The organism is Pseudomonas sp. NY5710, assembly GCF_013305665.1.
Classification (GTDB): Bacteria; Pseudomonadota; Gammaproteobacteria; order Pseudomonadales; family Pseudomonadaceae; genus Aquipseudomonas; species Aquipseudomonas juntendi.
Genome location: NZ_CP045554.1, coordinates 364,944 through 386,699, shown reverse-complemented (window position 1 = coordinate 386,699; position 21,756 = coordinate 364,944). Strand labels below are relative to the sequence as shown.

General features: G+C 65.1%; 16 protein-coding genes. 8 read left to right on the top strand and 8 right to left on the bottom strand.

The window, feature by feature from the left end:
* Window positions 1-7 precede the first annotated feature (7 nt).
* The 8 genes from GEV39_RS01690 to GEV39_RS01655 all read left to right on the top strand — a co-directional run bounded on the left by GEV39_RS01690 (window position 8) and on the right by GEV39_RS01655 (window position 11,651).
* Window positions 8-1,945: a DUF294 nucleotidyltransferase-like domain-containing protein gene (locus GEV39_RS01690; protein WP_173887381.1), complete on the top strand. Its 1,938-nt coding sequence runs from the start codon at window positions 8-10 to the stop codon at window positions 1,943-1,945.
* Window positions 1,942-2,652 carry a 3'-5' exonuclease gene (locus GEV39_RS01685; RefSeq protein WP_173887379.1) on the top strand — a complete coding sequence of 237 codons (711 nt, stop codon included), beginning with the start codon at window positions 1,942-1,944 and terminating at the stop codon, window positions 2,650-2,652. Before GEV39_RS01690 ends, GEV39_RS01685 begins: the two co-directional genes overlap by 4 nt.
* 152 nt (window positions 2,653-2,804) lie before the next feature.
* Complete coding sequence (locus GEV39_RS01680) at window positions 2,805-3,323, top strand: RNA polymerase sigma factor (RefSeq protein ID WP_029885025.1); 519 nt, start codon at window positions 2,805-2,807, stop codon at window positions 3,321-3,323.
* Entirely contained in the window at window positions 3,320-4,276 is a 957-nt protein-coding gene (locus GEV39_RS01675; protein ID WP_054881576.1) for a FecR domain-containing protein, read from the top strand. The genes GEV39_RS01680 and GEV39_RS01675 overlap by 4 nt, the downstream gene beginning before the upstream one ends.
* 133 nt (window positions 4,277-4,409) lie before the next feature.
* Window positions 4,410-6,842: a TonB-dependent siderophore receptor gene (locus tag GEV39_RS01670; protein WP_173887378.1), complete on the top strand. Its 2,433-nt coding sequence runs from the start codon at window positions 4,410-4,412 to the stop codon at window positions 6,840-6,842.
* 641 nt (window positions 6,843-7,483) lie between these two features.
* Window positions 7,484-8,596 (top strand): PepSY-associated TM helix domain-containing protein, encoded by a 1,113-nt coding sequence (locus tag GEV39_RS01665; RefSeq protein ID WP_173887376.1) that lies wholly within the window; start codon window positions 7,484-7,486, stop codon window positions 8,594-8,596.
* Window positions 8,593-8,769 (top strand): hypothetical protein, encoded by a 177-nt coding sequence (locus GEV39_RS01660; RefSeq protein WP_173887374.1) that lies wholly within the window; start codon window positions 8,593-8,595, stop codon window positions 8,767-8,769. Before GEV39_RS01665 ends, GEV39_RS01660 begins: the two co-directional genes overlap by 4 nt.
* 71 nt (window positions 8,770-8,840) lie before the next feature.
* Window positions 8,841-11,651, top strand: coding sequence for a dermonecrotic toxin domain-containing protein (locus tag GEV39_RS01655; protein WP_173887372.1), 2,811 nt, complete (start codon window positions 8,841-8,843; stop codon window positions 11,649-11,651).
* On the opposite strand, the gene GEV39_RS01650 is transcribed toward GEV39_RS01655, so the two are convergent.
* The 8 genes from GEV39_RS01650 to glnE all read right to left on the bottom strand — a co-directional run bounded on the left by GEV39_RS01650 (window position 11,612) and on the right by glnE (window position 21,709).
* The gene (locus GEV39_RS01650) at window positions 11,612-13,054 is read right to left on the bottom strand and encodes a lipopolysaccharide kinase InaA family protein (RefSeq protein ID WP_173887370.1); all 1,443 of its coding nucleotides are present in this window, start codon (window positions 13,052-13,054) and stop codon (window positions 11,612-11,614) included. The genes GEV39_RS01655 and GEV39_RS01650 overlap by 40 nt on opposite strands.
* Window positions 13,054-13,806, bottom strand: a complete 753-nt coding sequence (locus GEV39_RS01645; protein ID WP_173887368.1) for a lipopolysaccharide kinase InaA family protein — start codon at window positions 13,804-13,806, stop codon at window positions 13,054-13,056. Before GEV39_RS01645 ends, GEV39_RS01650 begins: the two co-directional genes overlap by 1 nt.
* Entirely contained in the window at window positions 13,803-14,537 is a 735-nt protein-coding gene (locus tag GEV39_RS01640) for a lipopolysaccharide kinase InaA family protein (RefSeq protein WP_029885032.1), read from the bottom strand. The genes GEV39_RS01645 and GEV39_RS01640 overlap by 4 nt, the downstream gene beginning before the upstream one ends.
* Window positions 14,537-15,343 (bottom strand): lipopolysaccharide core heptose(I) kinase RfaP, encoded by an 807-nt coding sequence (rfaP, locus tag GEV39_RS01635; protein ID WP_173887367.1) that lies wholly within the window; start codon window positions 15,341-15,343, stop codon window positions 14,537-14,539. The genes GEV39_RS01640 and rfaP overlap by 1 nt, the downstream gene beginning before the upstream one ends.
* Entirely contained in the window at window positions 15,340-16,464 is a 1,125-nt protein-coding gene (locus tag GEV39_RS01630; protein WP_173887365.1) for a glycosyltransferase family 4 protein, read from the bottom strand. The genes rfaP and GEV39_RS01630 overlap by 4 nt, the downstream gene beginning before the upstream one ends.
* Complete coding sequence (waaC, locus tag GEV39_RS01625) at window positions 16,464-17,522, bottom strand: lipopolysaccharide heptosyltransferase I (protein ID WP_173887363.1); 1,059 nt, start codon at window positions 17,520-17,522, stop codon at window positions 16,464-16,466. The genes GEV39_RS01630 and waaC overlap by 1 nt, the downstream gene beginning before the upstream one ends.
* A complete protein-coding gene (gene waaF / locus GEV39_RS01620; protein WP_009683332.1) occupies window positions 17,523-18,572 on the bottom strand; it encodes a lipopolysaccharide heptosyltransferase II in 1,050 nt (349 codons plus the stop codon).
* Between the two features lie 203 nt (window positions 18,573-18,775).
* Window positions 18,776-21,709: a bifunctional [glutamate--ammonia ligase]-adenylyl-L-tyrosine phosphorylase/[glutamate--ammonia-ligase] adenylyltransferase gene (gene glnE, locus GEV39_RS01615; RefSeq protein WP_173887361.1), complete on the bottom strand. Its 2,934-nt coding sequence runs from the start codon at window positions 21,707-21,709 to the stop codon at window positions 18,776-18,778.
* Between the last annotated feature and the right edge of the window lie 47 nt (window positions 21,710-21,756).

Below are 21,756 nucleotides of genomic sequence, written 5' to 3'. Positions count from 1 at the left end.
CGGTTTCATGAGCAAAAAGGACGCCTACAGCCAGGCGGGCAGGACTGCAGTGCTGCAAAACATTCAGGGCACACTGCAGTTTCTGCAGCGTTTTCCGCCGTTCAACCAGATGGAGCACAGCCACCTGGCCTATCTGGTCGAGCAGTGCCAGCTGCGCTTCTATGCCAGCGGCGAAAGCATCGTCAAGCCGGCAGACGGGCCGGTCGAGCATTTCTACATCGTCAAGCAGGGCCGGGTGGTTGGCGAGCGTCAGCACCTGGTGAAACCGGGTGTCGAAACCACCTTCGAAATCACCAGCGGCGAGTGCTTCCCGCTGGCCGCCCTGCTCGGCGAACGGGCCACCCGCACCGAGCACCTGGCCGGCGAAGACACCTTCTGCCTGCAACTGAACAAGGCAGCGTTCATCCGCGTGTTCTCGATGTCTGAAGTGTTTCGGGATTTTGCCCTGCGCGGGGTCAGCAGCCTGCTCGACCAGGTCAACCAGCAGGTTCGCCAGCGTGCGGTGGAAACCCTGGGTACCCAATACTCGCTGAACACGCCGCTGGGCGAACTGGCCATGCGGCACCCGGTGGTGTGCAGCGCGGATACGCCGCTGCGCGAAGCCGTGCGGCTGATGCACGAGCAGCAGGTGGGCAGCATCGTCGTGGTTGACACGCAGCGCTACCCCACCGGCATCTTCACCCTGCGCGACCTGCGCCAGGTGGTGGCCGCGCAGGACGCCGAGCTGGGTGCGCCGATTGCCCGGCACATGACCGCCAAGCCGTTCTACCTCAGCCCACAGGCCAGTGCCTTCGACGCAGCCATGGCAATGACCGAGCGGCACATTGCCCATGTGTGCCTGGTGGAAAATGGCCGGCTGTGTGGCGTGGTCTCGGAGCGCGACCTGTTCTCGCTGCAACGGGTCGACCTGGTGCACCTGGCGCGCACCATTCGCCATGCACCGCGGCTAGACAGCCTGGTCTCGCTGCGCGGCGAGATCAGCCAACTGGTCGAACGGATGCTCGCCCACGGCGCCTCGTCCACGCAGATCACCCAGATCATCACCCTGCTCAACGACCACACGGTATGCCGGGTCATCGAACTGGCTCTGGCTGAACGCGGCGACCCGGGCGTGCCTTTCAGCTGGCTGTGCTTTGGCAGTGAAGGGCGTCGCGAACAGACCCTGCACACCGACCAGGACAACGGCATCCTCTTCGAGGCGGTAGACAGCACCGAGGCCGACGCCGTCCGTGCCCGCCTGCTGCCGCTGGCGCAGTACATCAACCAGTGCCTGGCCCAGTGTGGCTTCACCTTGTGTGCGGGCAACATCATGGCCGGCAACCCTGCGCTGTGCCTGTCGCGTGCCGAGTGGGCGCGGCGCTTTGCCGGTTTTGTCCGCGAAGCCAGCCCAGAAAACCTGCTGGGCTCAAGCATCTATTTCGACCTGCGGGTGGTGTGGGGCGACGAGCAGGGCTGCGAGCAGCTGCGCCAAGGCGTGCTGGCGCAGGTGGCCGACAACCGTTTATTCCAGCGCATGATGGCGGAAAACGCCCTGCGCCAGCGCCCGCCAGTGGGCCGCCTGCGCGAGTTCGTGCTGACCCGCCAAGGCAGTGACAAGGCGGCCACCCTCGACCTGAAGGTCCAGGGCCTGACGCCCTTCGTCGATGGTGCCCGGCTGCTGGCGCTGGCCAACGGCATCGGCGCCTGCAATACCCTGGAGCGCCTGCGCCAGCTGGTCGCCAAAGGGGTGATCGAAGCACTGGACGGCGCGGCCTATGAAGAGGCGTATCACTTCATCCAGCAGACCCGCATGCAACAGCATCAACGCCAGACCCGCGCCAACCTGCCGTATTCCAACCGGCTCGACCCGGACAGCCTCAACCACCTGGACCGGCGTATCCTGCGCGAGTCCCTGCGCCAGGCCCAGCGCCTGCAAAGCAGCCTGGCCGTGCGGTACCAGTTATGAGCCTGTTCGCCTGGCTGCGCCCCGGCACACCCGCGCTGGACCCTGCCACGCGCCAGCGCCTGGCCCGGCAGCCTAAACCTGCGCCCCTGGGTGTGTGCACGTTGCGTGAGCAGCGCTGGGTGGTGCTGGACCTGGAAACCAGCGGGCTCAACCCCAACCGTGATCAGGTACTGTCGATCGGCGCAGTGGCCATCGAGGACGGGGCCATCGACTTTGCCCAGCAATTCGAACGCACCCTGCAGCGGCCACTGCTGAAAACCAACGCCAGCGTGCTGATTCACGGGCTCGGGCCAAGCGCCCTGGCCGCCGGTTGCGAGCCCGCCGAAGCGTTGCTGGACCTGCTCGACTTCATTGGCGACAGCCCGGTGCTGGCATTCCATGCTCCGTTCGACCAGCGCATGCTGGCGCGGGCATTGAAAGAAAGCCTGGGTTACCGCTTGCAGTCGCCGTTTCTGGATGTGGCCGAGCTGGCGCCGATGCTCAACCCCGACACGGTTCTGCGCGAGGCGGGCCTGGATGACTGGGTGGCGCGCTTTGGGCTGCAGGTGGAAGAACGCCACCACGCCAGCGCTGATGCCCAAGTCACCGCAGAACTTGTGCTGATCCTGTTCAGCCAGGCCCGGCGCCAACAACTGGACAGCCCGCTGCAACTGGAACAGCGCCTGCGCGGCTGGCGGCGACGCAAGGTGCAGAGCCATGGCATGTAAGGCCAGGGCTACGCAGCGCCGGTGAAACCGCAGGCCCTTGGCCAACCCCATGCAGGCGAACCGATAAGCGTCCATTGCACCCACCCCCTCCCCTCTGCAACAATCGCGAATAATTATCGTTAGTTAATGCATACGTTCCGGGGGGACGCTGCTTGCCTTCTGCACAGAGCCCACACGCCGATCTGGTTGGTACGCTGTACCGCGATCACCGCGGCTGGCTGCTCGCCTGGTTGCAACGCAACATGGCCTGCCGCCAACGTGCCGAAGACCTGAGCCAGGACACCTTCGTGCGCCTGCTAGGCCGCGAGCAGCTGGCCTCGCCCCGCGAACCGCGTGCCTTTCTTGCAGCCGTGGCCAAGGGGCTGATGTTCGACCACTTCCGGCGCGCCGCACTGGAACAGGCCTACCTCGCGGAACTGGCACTGGTGCCGGAAGCCGAACACCCCTCCCCCGAAGTACAGCACCTGATTCTGGAAGACCTCAAAGCCATCGACCGCCTGCTTGGCAAGCTGTCGAGCAAAGCCCGCGCGGCGTTCCTGCACAACCGCCTGGATGGCATGGGCCATGCCGAAATCGCCGAGCGCCTGGGCGTTTCGGTGTCGCGGGTGCGCCAGTACCTCGCCCAGGGTATGCGCCAGTGCTACGTGGCCCTGTACGGGGAGCCGACGTGAGCAACGCACCGGTCTCGTCGCGTGTACTGGAAGCTGCCATTGCCTGGAAACTCAACCTCGACGGCGGCAGCGACAGCCCTGCCGAACGTGGCGAGTTCATGCGCTGGCATGCCGCCAGCGAAGAACACGCGCGCGCCTGGCGACAGCTCGGCGCCATGGACCAGCGGCTCAGCGCAGCCGCCGGCCCGGCGCGCCAGGCGTTGCTGCAGTCGCGCGCCAGCCTGCGCCGGCGCATCGGCAAGGTGGGCGGCGGCCTGGCCGGCATGTTCCTGCTCGGCTCGCTGCTGGCCTGGGTCGGCGCACCGTCACTGGCGCCCAGCTACTGGCTTGCCGACCAGCGTACCGCCACCGGCGAGTTGCGCACCTTGCGCCTGGCCGACGGCACCCTGTTGAGCCTCAATACCCACACCGCGGTAGACATCGACTACGCCGGTGCGCAACGGGTGATCGTGCTGCACCAGGGTGAAATCTCGGTCGATACCGGCCACCAGGACCCACGCCCGCTGCTGGTGCGCACCGACGATGGCCGCTTGCGCCCACTGGGCACGCGCTTCCTGGTACGTCGTGAAGCCGCAGGCACGCGCCTTGAAGTGTTGCAAGCGTCGGTCGCGGCCATGCCGCATAACAGCGGTGACGAGCAGGTGTTGCGCGAAGGCCAGCAGGTGCTGATGCATGCCGATGGCCTGGGCCAGGTCAGCGCAGTGCCGGCCGGTGCCGATGCCTGGACGCGCGGCATGCTGGTGGTCGACGACGTACGCCTTGGCGACTTGCTGGCGGTGCTGGGCAAGTACCGCAGCGGCTACCTGGGCGTGGATGCAGCAGTCGCCGACCTGCGGGTAAGCGGCAGCTTCCCGCTGACCGATACCGACCTGGCACTGGCCTCACTGGAGCCGGTGCTGCCGGTGAAGGTCGAGCGGCATACCCAGTGGTGGGTGAAGGTCACGCCCAGGTAGCGCTGTAGCAGCCTGATCGCAGCCGCCCCTGCTTTTACAAACAATTCTCACTTTTTTTCAGATTCGCCCTGTCACTTTTCGATTCTCGCTCGGCAAGGATGCAGCAAGCACTTACCCGTCGAGGAACCGCCGCATGTCCCGTGCCGTAGATCGTATCCTGCGCCCCAGCCTGATGGCCCTGGCCATCGGCATGGCCGCGCCGCTGGTCAGCCCTGCCTTGTTCGCCGCCGAGCAGTCCGCGCTGCGCGCCTACAACCTGCCCAGCGCACCGCTGGCCACTGCCCTGAACCAGATCGCCAGCCAGGCCGGCATCGCCCTGGCACTGGACCCGGCGCTGGTCAGTGGCCGCACGTCGGCGCCGGTCAACGGCCGCTATGACGGCCTCGGCGCCTTGCAGGCAGCTCTGCTGGGCAGCGGCCTGCAACTGCAGCAGAGCAGCGCGGGCAGCTACAGCTTGGTCGCGGTGCCGGAGGGCAGCCTGGCCTTGCCGGAAATCACCGTGAACGCCAACAGCGCCAGTGAAAGCGCGTGGGGCCCGGTCGACGGCTACCTGGCCCAGCGCACGGCCGCCGGCACCAAGACCGACACCGCCCTGGTCGAAGTCCCACGGTCCATTTCCGTGGCGACCCGCGAGCAGATGAAAGACCGCGGCGTGCATAGCCTCGACGATGCCGTGCGCTATATGCCAGGCATCGTCTCTGCCAGCTTCGGCAGCGACACCCGTTATGACTGGATGCGTGTACGCGGCTTCGAGCCCACCCAGTTCCTGGATGGCCTGCCGTTGCCACGTGGCGTGTACGCCAACCCGAAAGCCGAAACCTGGAACCTCGACCGCCTGGCGCTGCTGCGCGGCCCGGCTTCTTCGGTCTATGGCCAGACACCGCCCGGCGGCCTGCTGGACATGGTCAGCCGCCGCCCGCAAGCCGAAAGCGCCCATGAAATCGAACTGCAATATGGCAGTGACAACCACCGCCAGATCAACTTCGCCAGCACCGGCAAGATCGATGACGACGGCCGCTTGCTGTATGGCGTTAGCGGTGTGATCCGTGACAGCGGTACGCAGATCGACCATATCGACAACAAGCGCTACAACATCGCCCCGAGCCTGACCTGGAACGTGGACGAAGATACCTCGCTGACCTTCCTCTCCCAGTTCACCCGCGACGATACCGGGGTCACCAGCCAGTTCCGACCGATCCAGGGCACCAAGATCGACATGCCGTTCGGCAAGATCTCCCACCACAAGAACCTGGGTGACCCGAATTACGAATTCTACGACCGGACCTACTACGCGCTGGGCTACGCGTTCGAGCACCGTTTCAACGACGTGTGGCAGTTCCGGCAAAACTTGCGCTATACCAAGTCCGAGCTGTCGTTCCAGACGATCACCGTCAACAGCTACTTGCCAGAGTTCGGCATGGTCGTGGACGACCAAGGCAACGTGGGGCGTAGTACCACCAACGTTGACGAGGACATCAGCCAGTTCGCCGTCGACAACAATTTTCAGGGTGATTTCAGCACAGGCGCCATCAGCCACACCTTGCTGGTTGGCCTGGACCACCAACGCACCAACAACGATTTCCTGACGATCTATGGCGCTGCGCCGCCCATCAATGTCAACGACCCGGTCTACGGTTTGCCGATCAGCAGACCGGACCGTTCCACTGCCTACTACGACTACGACCAGAAAACCATTCAGACCGGCCTGTACGTGCAGGACCAGATGGCGCTGGGCAACTGGCGGCTGACCTTGGGTGGTCGGGAGGACTGGGTACACACCGGTACAACGTTCTTCAACAAAGGCGACGCTACCAACACCCAGCGCGACAGTAACTTCAGCGGCAACGCGGCGATCAGTTACGTCTTCGATTCGGGGTTTGTGCCTTACCTGTCTTATGCAGAATCTTTCCAGCCCGCCAGCAAGGCCGATGCGGACCCACTGAAGTCGTTCAAACCAACCGAAGGCAAGCAGTGGGAACTGGGTGTCAAATACCAGCCCCCCGGTTCAAATACGTTGCTCTCGGCCGCGGTGTATGACCTGACTCAGAAGAATGTGCTGGTCACCAGCAACGACGGCAATACCAGTGTCACCAGCCAGACCGGCGAAGTGAAAGTCCGCGGCCTGGAGCTTGAAGCGGTTTCCGACGTTACCGACAACCTGAAGGTAATTGCCGCCTACACCCTGGCCAAATCCGAAGTGCAGGACGGTCAGTTCAAGGGCAACCGCCTGCAACTGATGCCCAACCAGCAGGCCTCGGTGTGGGGCGACTACACCTTCCACTCGGGCGTACTGGACGGCTTCGGCATCGGCCTGGGGGCACGCTACACCGGTAATACCTATGGTGACCAAGGCAACACCTGGCTGGGCAAGGCCAATGCCTACACGGTGTTCGATGCATCGGTGCATTACGACCTGGGCCGCCTGGACAACAGCCTGAAGGGGGCCTCGGTAGCGCTCAATGCGACCAACCTGCTGGACAAGGACTACCTCTCCACCTGTGACGCGTACTACTGCTACTACGGCGACGAGCGGAGTGTCGTGGCCAGCGCCACCTACAAGTTCTGAGTGAGCCGGGGCCGCGTTGCGGCCCAATCGCCGGCAAGCCAGCTCCCACAGGTACAGCGCATGTCCTCGGGCCCCTGATTTACCTGTGGGGGCCAGCTCCCACAGGTACAGCGCATGTCCTCGGGCTCCTGATTTACCTGTGGGGGCCAGCTCCCACAGGGACAGCGCATGTCCTCGGGCCCCTGATTTACCTGTGGGGGCCAGCTCCCACAGGGACAGCGCATGTCCTCGGGCTCCTGATTTACCTGTGGGGGCCAGCTCCCACAGGTCAGCGCATGTCCTCGGGCTCCTGATTTACCTGCGGGGGCCAGCTCCCACAGGTACAGCGCATGTCCTCGGGCTCCTGATTTACCTGTGGGGGCCAGCTCCCACAGGTACAGCGCATGTCCTCGGGCCCCTGAGTTACCTGTGGGGGCCAGCTCCCACAGGTCAGCGCATGTCCTCGGGCTCCTGATTTACCTGTGGGGGCCAGCTCCCACAGGTCAGCGCATGTCCTCGGGCTCCTGATTTACCTGCGGGGGCCAGCTCCCACAGGTCAGCGCATGTCTTCGGGCTCCTGATTTACCTGTGGGAGCTGGCTTGCCGGCGATTGGGCTGCGCAGCAGCCCCCTCCAATTCCTGAGGCAAAAAACGGTACCGTGATGAAAAGCCCAACCATCCGCCGCTGGTCAGCGGTTCACACCTGGAGCAGCCTGGTCTGTACCCTGTTCCTGCTGTTGCTCGCCCTCACCGGCCTGCCGCTGATCTTCCACCACGAACTCGAACACCTGCTGGGCGACGCCGCCGAACTGCGCGAAATGCCGCCCGGCACGCCGCACCTCGACCTGCAACAGCTGGTGCTCAAGGCTGAGCAGCACCGCCCCGGCGAGGTCATGCAGTACTTTGGCTATGAAGAAGACCAACCCGACGGCGTGGTGGCCATCACCGCCGCCACCGCCGGTACCGAGCCCAACCTGTCGCACACCTTCATGCTCGACGCCCGCACAGGCGAAGCGGTAGCCATGCCCGCCGCCAACGGTGGCTTCATGATGCTGATGCTGCGCCTGCACGTGGACATGTTCGCTGGCCTGCCGGGCAAGTTGCTGCTGGCCTTAATGGGCGTGCTGTTCGTCGTCGCGATCGTGTCCGGCACCGTGCTATACGCTCCGTTCATGCGCCGGCTGGGCTTCGCCAGCGTGCGCCACGACAAATCCCGGCGCCTGCGCTGGCTCGACCTGCACAACCTGATCGGCATCGTCACCTTGGCCTGGGCACTGACTGTCGGTGTAACCGGCGTGATCAGCGCCCTGTCCGACCTAGTGATCGCTGCCTGGCGCAACGACAGCCTGGCGGCCATGGTGGCCCCCTACCGCAACGCCCCACCGCTGGGCGAACGCGCTGCGGCCAGCGACCTGCTGGCCATCGCCGAACAGGCCGCCCCCGGCATGCGCCCAGACTTCATCGCCTTCCCTGGTACCCGCTTCTCCAGTGAGCACCACTACGCGGTGTTCATGAAAGGTGCCACGCACCTCACTTCGCACCTGCTCACCCCGGTCCTGATCGATGCACGCACGCTGCAAGTGACCGCCGTCGGCGAACGCCCCTGGTACATGGATGCCATGGGCCTGTCGCAACCCCTGCATTTTGGCGACTACGGCGGGCGGCCCATGCAGGTGCTGTGGGCAGCACTGGACGTGCTGACCATCATCGTACTCGGGAGCGGCCTCTACCTGTGGTGGACCAAGCTGCGCAGCAGTAGGGGGGCGCGCCCGTGAGCCACAGGTCACGCAGCACCAGGCAGATCTTCGCCTGGCCGGGGCTCATCGCCGCTCTGGGTGCAGCCGGCCTGTTCGCCGCACTGCTCGGGGACGGCGCCTGGGACGCCCTGGCCTGGCTGGGGCTGGGCATTCCGGCATGGCTCGGGTTCCGTGGGCTGAGCGGCAAATGAGGTAACCCGCTAACACGCCTGTATCAACCGCTGGGACCAAGCTGCACGGCCTGTTCACCGTGGAGCCCGCCATGAGCCTGACACACTTCAAGTCCTTCGATGCGCAATTGAGCGCCCTGCTCACCCCACCCCCAGCGCCCGACCCGTCGCTGCCGCTGCTGAACGCACGGCAGCGCTACTTCGCCGACCTTGCGCAGTACTGGCTCGGCACCGCGAGCGGCGAGAGCCGGCGCGCACGCCTGGCTACGCTGCTGCGCCAGCAACTGCTGGCGCAAATCGCGTTGCGCAGCGATGACCACACGCTGGGTTCGAGCCATGCCGAGCTGGTCACCTGCTGCGCCAACAGGCCGCTGCCCTCGCAGCGCCAGCATTTACCAGCCGCGCAACGGCCGCAGATCTACCGCCCCGTACTGGACATCACCACACCCAATTGGCGTAGCTACCTGCCCGGCACCTTCGTGATCGTCGAAGGCGGGCCGGAGGGCCGCATGCCAGACCCTCGCAACACCACCGACTACGCGCTGCTGTGCAGCCTGTCCCATGGCATCGAGGCATTCGATAGCCTTGCCGAGCTGCACACCGAGCTTTGCGAACGCCTGGACGACGTGCAGCAAAGCCGGCCACTGCTGCGGCACATGAGCAACGAACACGACCGCGACAACGCCCGCAACGCCGAGCGCCTGCGCTATGAATGGTTCAACGAGGACATGATCCAGGCGCAGGTTCAGGCCTTGATCGACGGCCAGCACGCCGCGCTGACCCAGGCCTGGCAGGAAGCTGCGCAGCAGGCGGCGGTGGACTGGCCCAAGCTGACAGCGGACCTGGCCGGGGCCGCCGATCTGCTGCCATGGGCCGACAGCCGCTCTGCGCTACAAACACGCTACGGCCTGCTGCTGGAGCGCAACTCGCCAGCCTGGCTGAAAAATGCCTCGGCACAGGGCCTTACGCACATCATGCAAACCCTGCAAGAGCTGGTGATCGCCATCGACAAGGCGGCGGCACCCGGTATCCTGAGCCTTGAGCAATTCGTCGACCGCAATGGCCTGCTCGCCTGGACGCGTGAACGCCTGCGTACGCAACTGCGCCAACGTCACCAACTGGATATCGACCCGCTCGGCCTGTATGTCAGTGTCACCCTGGCCAGGCCCATAGGCCCCGTGTTGCCGCCCAGCATCACCGGCCCGTGGATACCCGTCGCCAGCCGCCCGCAGGTTGGCGACAGCATCGAGCTGGTCCAGCAGACCTACCGCATCGACGAGCTGGCGCTGATCAACGTCAGCTTGCTCGATATCGACTACTGGTTGACGGCGAGGGTGCACGACAAGCAGGGCGTGACCGTCGATGGCGTCAGCCCAGGCCAGGTCAAGCAGCTGGTCCGTGAGCTGGATGTGGGTGAAAGCTACAGCCAGTACCTACGCACCCATTTGCTGACGTCCCCGCAGGCACAGTGGCGGCAGGACAGTTATGTCGCCATCAGCCATGCGCGCATGCGCGCCGAAGCGGCCAAGGCCCACTATGCCGGCCACCTTCTCGAAGACCCGTTCGAGCGCGGGTTCGCCTGGATCACCACGTTGCTCGAATACCCGCAAAGCCATGCCCGCCAACAGGCAGACGTAGCGCAACTGAGCGTGCGCCAGTTGCTGATCGGTGGGCATACGCTGCAAGGCATCATGCTGGTCACCCCAGACAGCCCAGGCTTCGCCCGCTTCATCGTCTACACCCCGGACGCCCCCGACCGCCGTGCCTGGCGTGAGTTTCGCAATACCCGGCACATGCTCAAGACCCTGCGCAAACAACCTGCCCTGCGCGATTACCTGAAAGACCGCCTGCCGCTGGCCGACCGTGAGCAAATCGAGCTATGGCTGACCAAAGGCGGCATGGGGCCCCATGTACTTCGCCCGACGATCACCGGCGATTTCCAGCGGGCCCGCTACCTCGCTGAAGTCAATGCCATGCTGGCCGCGGTCGATGCCAGCACCAATACCCGGCTGGAACTGCTGGGCGAGCTCGGCCTGCGCGGGCTGACGCTCATTCTGGACTTGATCAGCTTCGTGTTGCCCAACCGGGCCTTGGTGGCGGTGTCGTTGGGGCGCTCGATCCTGTCGGTGATCGACGCGCACAAGGCGTTCAAACAAGGGCAACGCGTTGACGTGCTGAAACACATCGTCGACGCCTTCACCTACGCCAATGACGCCGTCAACAACCTGGGGGGAACAACCGTGATGCGCCGGGCGTTGCGGGGAATACCCTCGCCTCCGCCACTGAAGTTGCCGCCTTCGGCAAGCGTGAACATCAACCGTGAAAAACTGCGTTACCGCGTCGATGGCATTCACAAAGAAGGTATCTACGAGCAACCCTCGCCGTACCCTGGCCTGAGCTTCTACTACATCAAGGATGCCAGCGGGGCTACGTACCAGGTCGCCTTCGACGGCTACCGCTGGCGTGTAGTAGACCCGCGCATGCCAGACGCCTATACCAAGGTACCGGTCAAACGCCGCGAAGACGGCGAATGGGTAGTGGACTCGGTGGTGCTGTGGCATGACGGGCTACCCGACTTGCAGGCGCTGTTCGAAGCGTGCCAACTGCCCACGTACCCGGCTGGCGCCGAGCCAACCGACACCGCTGGACTGTACCGCCTGGGCCGGGAGTACTTTCTGGTCGCAGGCAGCCAGGCGTTGCCGCTGCGCGCGCACTTGCTGGACAACCATTACCATTTGCTGATGCCCGGGCAACCGGACCGCAGGCCCATCGCCTGGGCCATTGTGCGTTGGCAGGGGGACCAGTGGCGCATCCGGGTACGCCAGCCCGGCCGAAGCAGTGACTGGCTGGCGTTTCCAGACTGTTATTCGGTAAGCCGCGGCAACAGCCGGTCCAACCGCTGATGCAAGGCACTGCCACTGGGCCAGTTGCGCAGCAGCCGTGCCCGGTCGCGGGCATAGGCGGGGGCGAAGCTGAGCTGGGTGGCATGTTGGCACATGGCGTCCAGGTCGATCAGTGACCAGCGCCCGTTGTCCCAGAACAGGTTGTGCCCCTTGAAGTCGCCGTGGCTGATGCGTTCACGGATCAGCTGCTGCATCACCTGCACCAAGGCATCGAGCTGTTCTTGCGGGGCCTCGCCACTTTCCACGTAGGGCGCAAAGCACGCGGTCAGGTCTGGGCCATCGACATACTCGGTGACCAGGTAGGCACGGCTGCGCAGGCCCAGCACCCGCTGCTCCAGCACCGCCAAGGGGCGTGGCGTGGCGATGTCGAGAAACGCCAGGCGGTGCCCTTCGATCCACGAATGCCAGGCCCGGCTCGGGCGCCAGAAGCGCTTGAGCCAGTGCGCGGTGTTCTTGATGTTGTAGCGTTTCAGCACCAACTGCCGGCCATTCACCTCGATACGCGCCACACTGGCGGCGCCACCGGTCTTGTACAGATGGCCTTGGTCGATCAAGGCATCGGCCTGTTCCAGCACTGGCAGCATGGCGCCCACCTCGCTGCGGCGAACCGCACGCAAGCCCGACAAGCTGCGCTGTACGCTGAACAGGCTGCATTCGCGCCCGGCCTTTTCCAGGTAGTCCTTCTGCCGCCAGCTGCGCACCTTGTCCACCTGCTTCTGCAACGCTTCCAGCGGCAGCGCGTGCTCGGCATTGGCCAGCAGGTAATGCACCAGCAACTCTTCGATGAACGGTTCCAGGCGCTTGGGCAACTGGGCGAAGAAGACCCCGAGGTTTTCCAGCACCCGCGGGCGCGACAGTTGCTGGCCAGGGATTTCGGCCTTGATGCCGGCGCCATCGATCAGGTACAGCTTGCCGGCGTGGCGCAGCAGGTTGTCCAGGTGCAGGTCTTCCTGCCACAGGCCTTTGGCGTGCATGTGCGCCACGGCCGTCAGCGCCTCACCCAGCACCTGATGCTGCTCGTCGGCCAGCACCGGCAGGTTTTCCACCGCGCCCCACGCATCGGCCAGGCTTTGGGCACCGTCGAGGAATTCGAACAGCAGCCAGCCACCTTCGCCTTCCCTGAGCCCATCGGCCAGCAGCCTGGGCGTGGTCAGCCCCTGACCAGCCAACAGCTTCACGCCCTGCAATTCGCGCTGGAAATGCCGCGCCGCGTTAGCACCCACCAACAACTTGGCCAGTACCGGCGTCCCTCGCCACACACCGGCGCCGACATAGCGCTGGCCCGGTAGCACACGCAACAGGCTGAGCAGCTGCAGGTCGGCGCTGCCGGCGGCATCGGCCAAGGTCAGGGTCAGCGGCAGCGACGGGCTACGCCCGGCGTCCTTGAGTTCAGACAAACGCATCAGCGGGCCTCTTTTTCACGACGGCGTTGCGTCAGGCGTTGCAGCCAGGTGTCGACCAGCGTGCCTTCGGCGGGTTGCGCCAGGTAGCTGGCCAGCAAGCTGCGGACATCCGCCTCGCTCCAGGCCCGGGCGCGGCGTAGCAGCGGCTCCAGGTCTTTGAGGCGGTCCCGCATGCCGAACAGCAACGGCCGGGTTTTTTCCAGGTCGATCAGTTGGGCGTCCCAACCCTCGCGGCGCTGGCGCAGAAAGATGTGCTTGGGGTAGAAGCAGCCGTGCACTTGGCCGGCGCCGTGCAGGGTACGCGCCAGCTGGCCGCACGCCTGCAGGATGCCGTTGCGTTCGGCCTCGCCCAACTGCGGCCATTGGCCCAGCAGGCTGTCGAGGTCGGCCCACGCGTCCAGGGCACGGGTCATCAAAATCGCCCGATGCTGGCCGCCCTGCTTGCGCTCACCGTAGAACACCGCCTGCAAGGCCGGAATGCGCAACTTCTGATAACGGCTGATATTGCGGAATTCGCGGGCGAAGGTTGGCTCGCCAAACGGCCGGTGCAGGGTGCGGGTCAGGTAGTCGCACTGGCGCTTGAGGTAGTAACCCTTGCCTTCGAGTTCCAGGCGGAACACGCTGCTCCAGCCACCACGGCCGGTGTTGGGCTCGTCCACGGCGTCCAGTTGCAGCGCCCACAGCGCCTCGAAGTCATCCAGGCCATGGCGTTTGAGCAGCGCAAGTTCTGCACTGGCCAGGTAATCGGTCATTCCCTTCCCTCGAAAAAGCCCAGTACCTGGCGGATGCGTTTCTTGTCGCGCGCATCAAGCCGGTTGCGGTCACGGTATTGCAGGTAGAAACGCAGGCGCTGGGTAGCCGAGAGGTGGTACTTGGCCACCTTGTCGAGGCAGGCCAGGTCTTTGATCAGCCGGTGCCGCCACATGAACCCGCGCCAGAAATCGCCGGTGGGGCAGTCGATGAAGAACAGCGTGCCTTGGTCATCGACCAGCAGGTTGCGCCACTTCAGGTCGTTGTGGGCGAAACGGTGTTCGTGCATCACCCGGGTATGGCGGGCCAACTGGCGGCTGATATGGTCGACCCAGGTGCGATCGGCCAGCCGCGCATCGTTGCGCTCGGCCAGGGCCGAGAGGTCTTCGGTGTTGGGCAGCTCGCGGGTGATCATCGCCCCGCGGCCAAAGGCCAGGCCATTGCGCTCAAGGCCCCAGGCCACCACTTCGGCGGTGGGAATGCCCCACTTGGCGAACTGCTTGAGGTTCTGCCATTCGGCCTTGATGCGCGGCCGGCCCAGGTAGCGGCGCATGTGCTTGCCGGCACCGGTGTACCGCTTGACGTAATAGTTGACCCCATCACGCTCGATGCGCACCACCTCGCTGAGCGGGTCGCGGGTCAGGCGTTCGCCCTGAATGGCAAATACCGCATCGAGGCTGCCGAAGTCCGCCGCCAGGTGTTGGTAACCCGGCGCCAGTGTCCAACTCGCCATTAGAGTGCATCCCCATAGCGTTGCTTGCGATCGTAGAGTTTCTGCGCCTTGCGCTCCAGCCAGGCCAGCAGCGCGGCTTCGTCCTTGAGGACTTGCCGCAGCGGGCGCTGGAAGTAAGCGCGCATGAAGCGCAATTTGTCGCGTTGGGTCAGGCCGATGTCCAGCGCCGAGAAGTACAGCGCCGCCAGGTCCTTGTCACGCCAACGCCGGCTGATTGTCGCCCGGGTTTGCGCGCGGTGCAGGTCGATCACCGACAGTTTGAAATCATCCGCCGTCACCGGGCGGTCGGTGTGCAGCAGGAAGTGGCAGATGTAGCAATCGCGGTGGTTGACCCCAGCGCGGTGCATGCCGCCGGTCATTTTCGCCACCTCGGCGATCAGCGCATGCTTCAGGCGCGGCTCGGGCGGCTGCCTGACCCAGTCGATGCTGAAGTCTTCCAGGCTGATGGTCGGCGCCAGCTCTTCGGTGATGATGAACGAATGCTGCGCGGCGGGGTTGTTGCCGCGCTCACCGTAGGCGACCGCGGTCATGGTCGGCACGCCCACTTCATGCAAACGCTGGATCGCCTGCCACTCCTGGCCGGCACCGAGCACCGGCAGCTTCGCGGTCAGCAGGTTCTTGAAGATCTCGCCCCAGCCGATACCGCGGTGGATCTTGACGAAAAAGCCCTCGCCAGCCACCTCGGTACGCAGCGTGCGGCGGCCTTCGAGTTCGCGATAGACCTCGCCTTGCAGCGCCTCCACGGCGTCGAAGGCATCGCGCCCGGCCCACAGGTGTTTGAAGGGTTCGGCCAGTATCAGCTTCATGCGGTTTTCTGCCCCAGGATCACGTCGGCAGCATGCTGCGGCATGCTGTACAGATCGGCGATTTCGGCGAATGCCAGGCCGTTGCGCGACCAGCTGGCGCGGGCCTGCGGGTCTTCCAGCATGCGCTGCAGGTAGCTGTTGAGCTGGTCCTGCTCGAATGGCTCGTCCAGCACCAGGCCACTGTCGGCCTCGGCAATGTAATGGGCATAGCCGCACACCCTGGACACCAGCACCGGCAAACCGGCCACCAGCGCTTCGAGCAGCACCGTACCGGTGTTTTCGTTATACGCCGGGTGAATCAGCACGTCGGCACCCAGCAGAAAGCGCGGGATGTCGCTACGGCCCTTGAGGAACTGCACCTGATCGCTCAGGCCCAGGGTAGCGCTTTGCAGCTGGAATACCTTGGGGTCGTCCTGGCCGATGACCATCAACCGGGTGCGCTTGCGCAGCGCCGACGGCAGTGCCGCCAGCGCCTTGAGGCTGCGGTCAACGCCCTTGGTCTTGAAGCCCGAGCCGATCTGCACCAGCAGCAGGTCGCCCTCGCCCAGGTTGAACTCCTGGCGGAACTCGGCGCGAATCTCGGCGGCATTGGCAGGCGCGCGGCGGTCCTGGGAAATGCCCGGCGGCAACAGGTGGAAGCGCTCCAGCGGGGTGCCGTAATGCTTGATGAACAGCGGCTGCTGCACTTCGGAAATCATCAGCACTTCGGTATGCGCGTCCTTGGCGAACACCGCACGCTCGTACTCGGCAAAGTGCCGGTAGCGGCCCCAACGGCGGTACAGGCCACCACGCAGGGTTTGCGCCTTGTCCTCGAAGCAGCCGTCGGCGGCGTAGTACACGTCCAGCCCCGGCATCTTGTTGAAGCCGATCAGGCGGTCGACCGGGCGCTTGGCCAGGTCGGCGGCCATCCAGGCACTGAGCTTCTCGTTGCGCCGGTGGTTGAAGACCGCCTTGACCGGCGCCACCAGTACCTCGAAGCCTGGGGGAATGTCGCCCTCCCAGATCAACGTGTACACACGGATCTGGTGGCCACGCTTCTGGCACTCCAGGGCAATGCGCATGAAGTCGCGTTGCAGCCCGCCAAAGGGGAAATATTTGTAAAGCACGAAAGCCAGTTGCATCAACGGACATCCTCAGCCAGCAGCAACGCGCTCAAGCGGCTCGCCACATGCTCGGGATTCAGGCGAGTAAAGCACAGTGGCCACTCGCGTTTGAGATCGAACCGGGCCAGGTCATCGGCGCTCGGTTTGTAGGTGCACTTCTTCTGCAGGCAGGGCGCGCAGGGCCAGTCACTGGCCTGGTGAATCTGGGTCCGTCCGTAGGCGCCGGTCAGGCCCGGGTTGGTCGGGCCGAATAACGAAATGGTCGGCACATCGAGTGCCGCGGCCAGGTGGCCCAGGCCGGTATCGACCGCCACGCAGGCCTTTGCCGCTGCCAGCACGCGGGCAACACCGGCAAGGTTCAATTTGGGGAGCACCTGGCAATTGTTCAAGCCTTGGGCAATGCGCTCGGCCCGCGCCTTCTCCGCCGGGTTGCCCCACGGCAGGCGCACCTCCAGCTTGCGCCGGCCCATGCGCTCGGCCAGTTCGCGCCAATAGGCTTCCGGCCAGTGCTTGGTCGCCCAGGTGGTGCCATGCAGGAACACGACATAGGGCGCCGCTGGCGGCAGTTGCAGGCGCTCGAGGTCCAGGCCGTAGTTGCCGATGCCTTCGGGCAGGTCGTAGGCCAGGGCCATGGCGAACAGCTGGCGCACCCGCTCGACCGCATGCTGGCCGGTAGCAACCGACAGGCGCCGGTCATAAAAGCGGCTGGCCCAGCCTTCACGGGCCGAGTAGCGGTCCAGGCCAGCCACCGGGGCCTTCACGTAGCGGGTGAGCCAGGCCGACTTGACCAGGCCCTGGGCGTCGATCACCAGGTCGTACTTGTGCGCGCGTAAGCGCTGCTTGAAGGCCTTCCATTCGCCACTCTTGAGGGTTTGCCAAAGGTTCTTGCGCCAGCGGCGGATGGCCACCGGGATGACCTGGTCGACCGCCGGGTGCCAGCTGGGGATTTCGGCGAAGCCTTCTTCCACCACCCAGTCGAACCGGATGCCCGGGAGCGCGTGGGCGGCATCGGTCAGTGCCGGCAGGGTATGGATCACGTCACCCAGGGATGAGGTCTTGATGATCAGTACCCGCACTTAGTCGACCTCGGCCACGGCATCGATCAGGTCCGGCCCGCTCAGGCTGTGCAGGGCGGCGATGACTTTACCGGGCTCCAGCAGGCGCAGGCAGTTGTAGTGGCCGAAGCGGCAGGTGCGGTCAAAGCAGGGGCTGCACTCGATACCGGTGCGCACCACTTCCACCTGTTCGGCCAGCGGCGGGGTGAAGCCGGGCGAGGTCGAGCCGTACACGGCCACCAGCGGGCGGTTGAGCGCAGCCGCCACGTGCATCAGCCCCGAGTCGTTGGACACCACGGCCTGCGCGCACGACATCAGGTCGATAGCCTCGGCCAGCGAAGTTTCACCAGCCAGGTTGGCCGACTCTTCGCGCAACCCCGGGATCAGCCGGTCGCGGATCTGCTCGCCCACCGGGTGGTCGTTTTTCGAGCCGAACAGCCATACCTGCCAGCCCTGGCGGATCATCGCATCCGCCACGGCGGCATAGTGTTCGGCCGGCCAGCGCTTGGCCTCACCAAACTCGGCACCGGGGCACAGCGCCAGTACCGGGCGGTCGAGCTCCAGGCCGAACTTGGCCAAGGCGGCCTCGCGGCTCTGGGCTTCGATTTGCAGGTGCGGGCGCGGGTACGGTTGCGGCAATTCGGCACCAGGGGCGTAGGCCAGGGCCATGAAACGCTCGATCATCAGCGGGTAGCGGGCCTTGTCCAGCTTGCGCACGTCATTGAGCAGGCCGAAACGCATTTCGCCGCGCCAGCCGGTGCGCTTGGGAATGCCGGCGAAGAAGGGGACCAGCGCCGACTTCAACGAGTTGGGCAGCAGGATGGCCTGGTCGTACTGGCCGGCCAGGGACTTGCCGATACGCCGCCGCGTGGCCAGCTCCAGTGCGCCGTGGCCGAGCGGAAAGCTCAAGGCCTGGCGCACTTCGGGCATGCGTTCGAGGATCGGCCGGCTCCACTCGGGTGCCAGCACGTCGATCACGCAGTCGGGGTGCTGCTGTTTCAGGCACTGGAACAAGGTCTGCGCCATCACCATGTCGCCGACCCAGCTGGGGCCAATGATCAGTATTCTCATGCTTAGTCCAGAAACGCTCGGGGAGGCTACAGGCTGCGGTTCAGCCTGGCCTCCCCTCTTTATATTCAGGCTATGTGGCGGACAGTGTACCACTCACATGGCCCATTCGCGGGCACGCCCGCTCCCACAGGTAATGCACAGCCTTCCAGGTCTGCGCTTTCCCTGTGGGAGCGGGCATGCCCGCGAATGAAGCCAGCTCGGTGTCAGGTCAAACCCAGCTCACCCCAGACCCGCCGTACCTCACGGCGTTCATCGGCAAACTGCGCCGCATCGATCACCCCGGCCTGTTTCTGCAGGGCCTGGCGGTGCGAGGCCGAGCGGAACGCCTTGTACACTTCACGCAACAGCACCGCGTCACTGGCCGGCAGCAAACCTGCCTGCTCCAGCTCTTCCAGAATGCGGATGTTATCGGTCCATCGGAGTATGGCCGGGTGCTCGTGGCCCCAGGCCAAAGCGGCGTATTGCACCATAAATTCAATATCGACGATACCGCCGGCATCCTGCTTGATATCGAACGGCATGCCAGCCTCGAAGGCATTGGCTGCAGTCCCGGCGGCGGTGGCCTTGGTGCCCAGGTTGTCACGCATTTTGGCGCGCATTTCGCTCACTTCGCTGCGCAGCTTCTCAAGGTCACGGGCCTGGCCCAGCACCTTGGCGCGAACGCCCTCGAACGCAGCCCCCACCTGCTTGCAACCGACCAGCACACGGGCCCGCACCAGGGCCTGGTGCTCCCAGGTCCAGGCTTCGTTCTGCTGGTAGCGCTCGAAGGCCCCCAGCGAACTGACCAGCAGGCCCGAAGCCCCTGACGGGCGCAGGCGCATGTCCACGTCATACAGCTGGCCCGAGTTGGTCTGGGTGGTCAGCAGGTGAATGATGCGTTGGCCAAGGCGGGTAAAGAACTGCGCACTGTCGATCGGCTTGGCCCCGTCGGTTTCCGCCTGCGGGTCGCCATCGTGGATGAACACCAGGTCCAGGTCCGAGCCGTGGCCCAGTTCCAGCCCACCCATCTTGCCGTAGCCGATGATGATGAACCCCGGGTCGCACAGGCTGCCGTCACTGCGCTTGGGCTGACCGTGGCGGGCCACGGTCTGGCGCCAGGCCAGCGCCAGCACCTGGTCGAGGATGGCCTCGGCCAGCCAGGTCAGGTAGTCGCTGACTTTCATCAAGGGCAGGTTGCCGCTGATTTCCGAGGCCGCCACGCGCAGGCTGTGGGCCAGCTTGAAATGGCGCAGCGCCTCCATCTGCTGCTCAAGGTCGTCTTCGGGGATACGCGTCAGCCGCTCGCGCAGTTCGCTGGCCAGCTCTGGCGCCAGTGGGGGCCTGAACAGGCGGCCCTCATTGAGCAACTCATCGAGCAGCAGCGGGTAGCGGGCCATCTGCTCGGCGATCCAGGGGCTGGCGGCGCACAGGGTCAACAGTTGGCGCAGTGCACTCGGGTTTTCCGTCAGCAGCACCAAGTAGGCCGAACGCCGCGCCACCGCTTCTACCAGCGGCAATACCCGCTCGAGTACCAGGTCGGGGTTGTCGTGCTCCACCGCTTGCGCCAGCAAGCGTGGAATAAAGGCATCCAGGCGTTCACGCCCGATGCGTTGCATGGAGCGCAGCTGCGGGCTTGAGCGCAACGCGGCCAGGCGCCGCAAAGCGTCCACAGGCGCCTTGAAACCGGCCTCCTCCAGTTGGCGACCCGCCGCTTCCTCGTCCTGGGCCTGCTCCCACAGCGGCGACCACTCACCGCCCACCACCAGCTCGCCTTCACCGTCTTCATCGTCCGGGTCGGCAATGACTTGGCGGAAATGCCAGTCGATGCGGCCACGCCAGTAGGTCAGCTGGTCGTGGAAGCTCTGCCAGTCGGCAAAGCCAAGCATGAAGGCGACCCGCGCCTGATCGGTCTCGCCCTCGGGCAGCATCTGTGTCTGGCGGTCGGCAATGGCCTGGATGGCGTGCTCGGTATAACGCAGGAACTCATAGCCTTCGCGCAGCTCAGCCACCACTGCCGGCGGCAGGTAGCCCTGGCCTTCGAGGGTGGCCAGCACCTTGAGCAACGGCCGCTGCTGCAGGCTGAGGTCACGCCCACCGTGGATCAGCTGGAACGCCTGGGCGATGAACTCGACCTCACGAATGCCGCCAGCACCGAGCTTGATGTTGTCGGCCATGCCCTTGCGCCGGACTTCCTGCTGGATCAACTGCTTCATGGTGCGCAGCGCTTCGATGGCGGAAAAGTCCAGGTAGCGGCGGTACACGAACGGGCGCAGCATTTCCTGCAACTGCGCGCCAGCAGCCTGATCGCCGGCCACCACCCGGGCCTTGATCATGGCGTAGCGTTCCCAGTCGCGCCCCTGGTCCTGGTAATACTGTTCCAGGGCATTGAAGCTGAGTACCAGGGCCCCGGCAGAGCCGTAAGGGCGCAACCGCATGTCGACGCGGAACACGAAGCCGTCGACGGTCACCGGGTCCAATGCCTTGATCAGGCGCTGGCCCAGGCGGGTAAAGAACTCCTGGTTGTCCAGCGAGCGCTTGACCCCTTCGGTTTCACCGCCCTCGGGGAAACCGAAGATCAGGTCGATGTCCGAGGACAGGTTGAGTTCGACCGCGCCCAGCTTGCCCATGCCCAGCACAACCATGTGCTGCGGCTGGCCACTGCGGTTGCCGATGGGCGTCCCGAATTGCTGGCAGTGGCGCGGGTAAAGCCATTGGTAGGCTTCGTCGATGCAGGCATCGGCCAGGTCTGACAGGTCGCGGCAGGTTTCGCCAAGTTCCGCCTGGCGGGTAATGTCACGCCAGATGATGCGCACTTGCTGCCGGTTGCGCGCGCGGCGCAGGTTGCGCGCCAGTTCCTCTTCGCTTTGCGCCGCCTGCGCCGCCGCGGCAATTTGCCCGCGCAGCTCCCCCGGGGCATAGCGCCGTTCCAGCTCACCGCTGGCCAGCAGGGCAAACAGCATGGCCGGGTCGCGCTGGGCCACGCCCAGCACGAAGTCGCTGGCCGCGGCCACCTGGTCGAACTGGTGCCGCTGGGCCGCACTGCAATCGTTCAGGTCCAGTTCGGGGTGAGCCGCCACGGCATCGCGCAGGAACTGCTGGTTGCGAGAAACCAGCGGCTGCAAGCTGGCAGGCAGATCGGAGGGCAAAGGTAGGCGCATGGTCTATCCTTGATCGGCGTGAAATAGAGGGAAAAAAGCGGCCAAGG

What these genes read in the sequence shown, in the direction of transcription:
- GEV39_RS01690 (WP_173887381.1), top strand. Translation starts at nt 8, where the DNA reads ATGAGCAAAAAGGACGCCTACAGCCAGGCGGGCAGGACTGCAGTGCTG.
- GEV39_RS01685 (WP_173887379.1), top strand. Translation starts at nt 1,942, where the DNA reads ATGAGCCTGTTCGCCTGGCTGCGCCCCGGCACACCCGCGCTGGACCCT.
- GEV39_RS01670 (WP_173887378.1), top strand. Translation starts at nt 4,410, where the DNA reads ATGTCCCGTGCCGTAGATCGTATCCTGCGCCCCAGCCTGATGGCCCTG.
- GEV39_RS01665 (WP_173887376.1), top strand. Translation starts at nt 7,484, where the DNA reads ATGAAAAGCCCAACCATCCGCCGCTGGTCAGCGGTTCACACCTGGAGC.
- GEV39_RS01655 (WP_173887372.1), top strand. Translation starts at nt 8,841, where the DNA reads ATGAGCCTGACACACTTCAAGTCCTTCGATGCGCAATTGAGCGCCCTG.
- GEV39_RS01650 (WP_173887370.1), bottom strand. Translation starts at nt 13,054, where the DNA reads ATGCGTTTGTCTGAACTCAAGGACGCCGGGCGTAGCCCGTCGCTGCCG.
- GEV39_RS01645 (WP_173887368.1), bottom strand. Translation starts at nt 13,806, where the DNA reads ATGACCGATTACCTGGCCAGTGCAGAACTTGCGCTGCTCAAACGCCAT.
- GEV39_RS01640 (WP_029885032.1), bottom strand. Translation starts at nt 14,537, where the DNA reads ATGGCGAGTTGGACACTGGCGCCGGGTTACCAACACCTGGCGGCGGAC.
- rfaP (WP_173887367.1), bottom strand. Translation starts at nt 15,343, where the DNA reads ATGAAGCTGATACTGGCCGAACCCTTCAAACACCTGTGGGCCGGGCGC.
- GEV39_RS01630 (WP_173887365.1), bottom strand. Translation starts at nt 16,464, where the DNA reads ATGCAACTGGCTTTCGTGCTTTACAAATATTTCCCCTTTGGCGGGCTG.
- waaF (WP_009683332.1), bottom strand. Translation starts at nt 18,572, where the DNA reads ATGAGAATACTGATCATTGGCCCCAGCTGGGTCGGCGACATGGTGATG.
- glnE (WP_173887361.1), bottom strand. Translation starts at nt 21,709, where the DNA reads ATGCGCCTACCTTTGCCCTCCGATCTGCCTGCCAGCTTGCAGCCGCTG.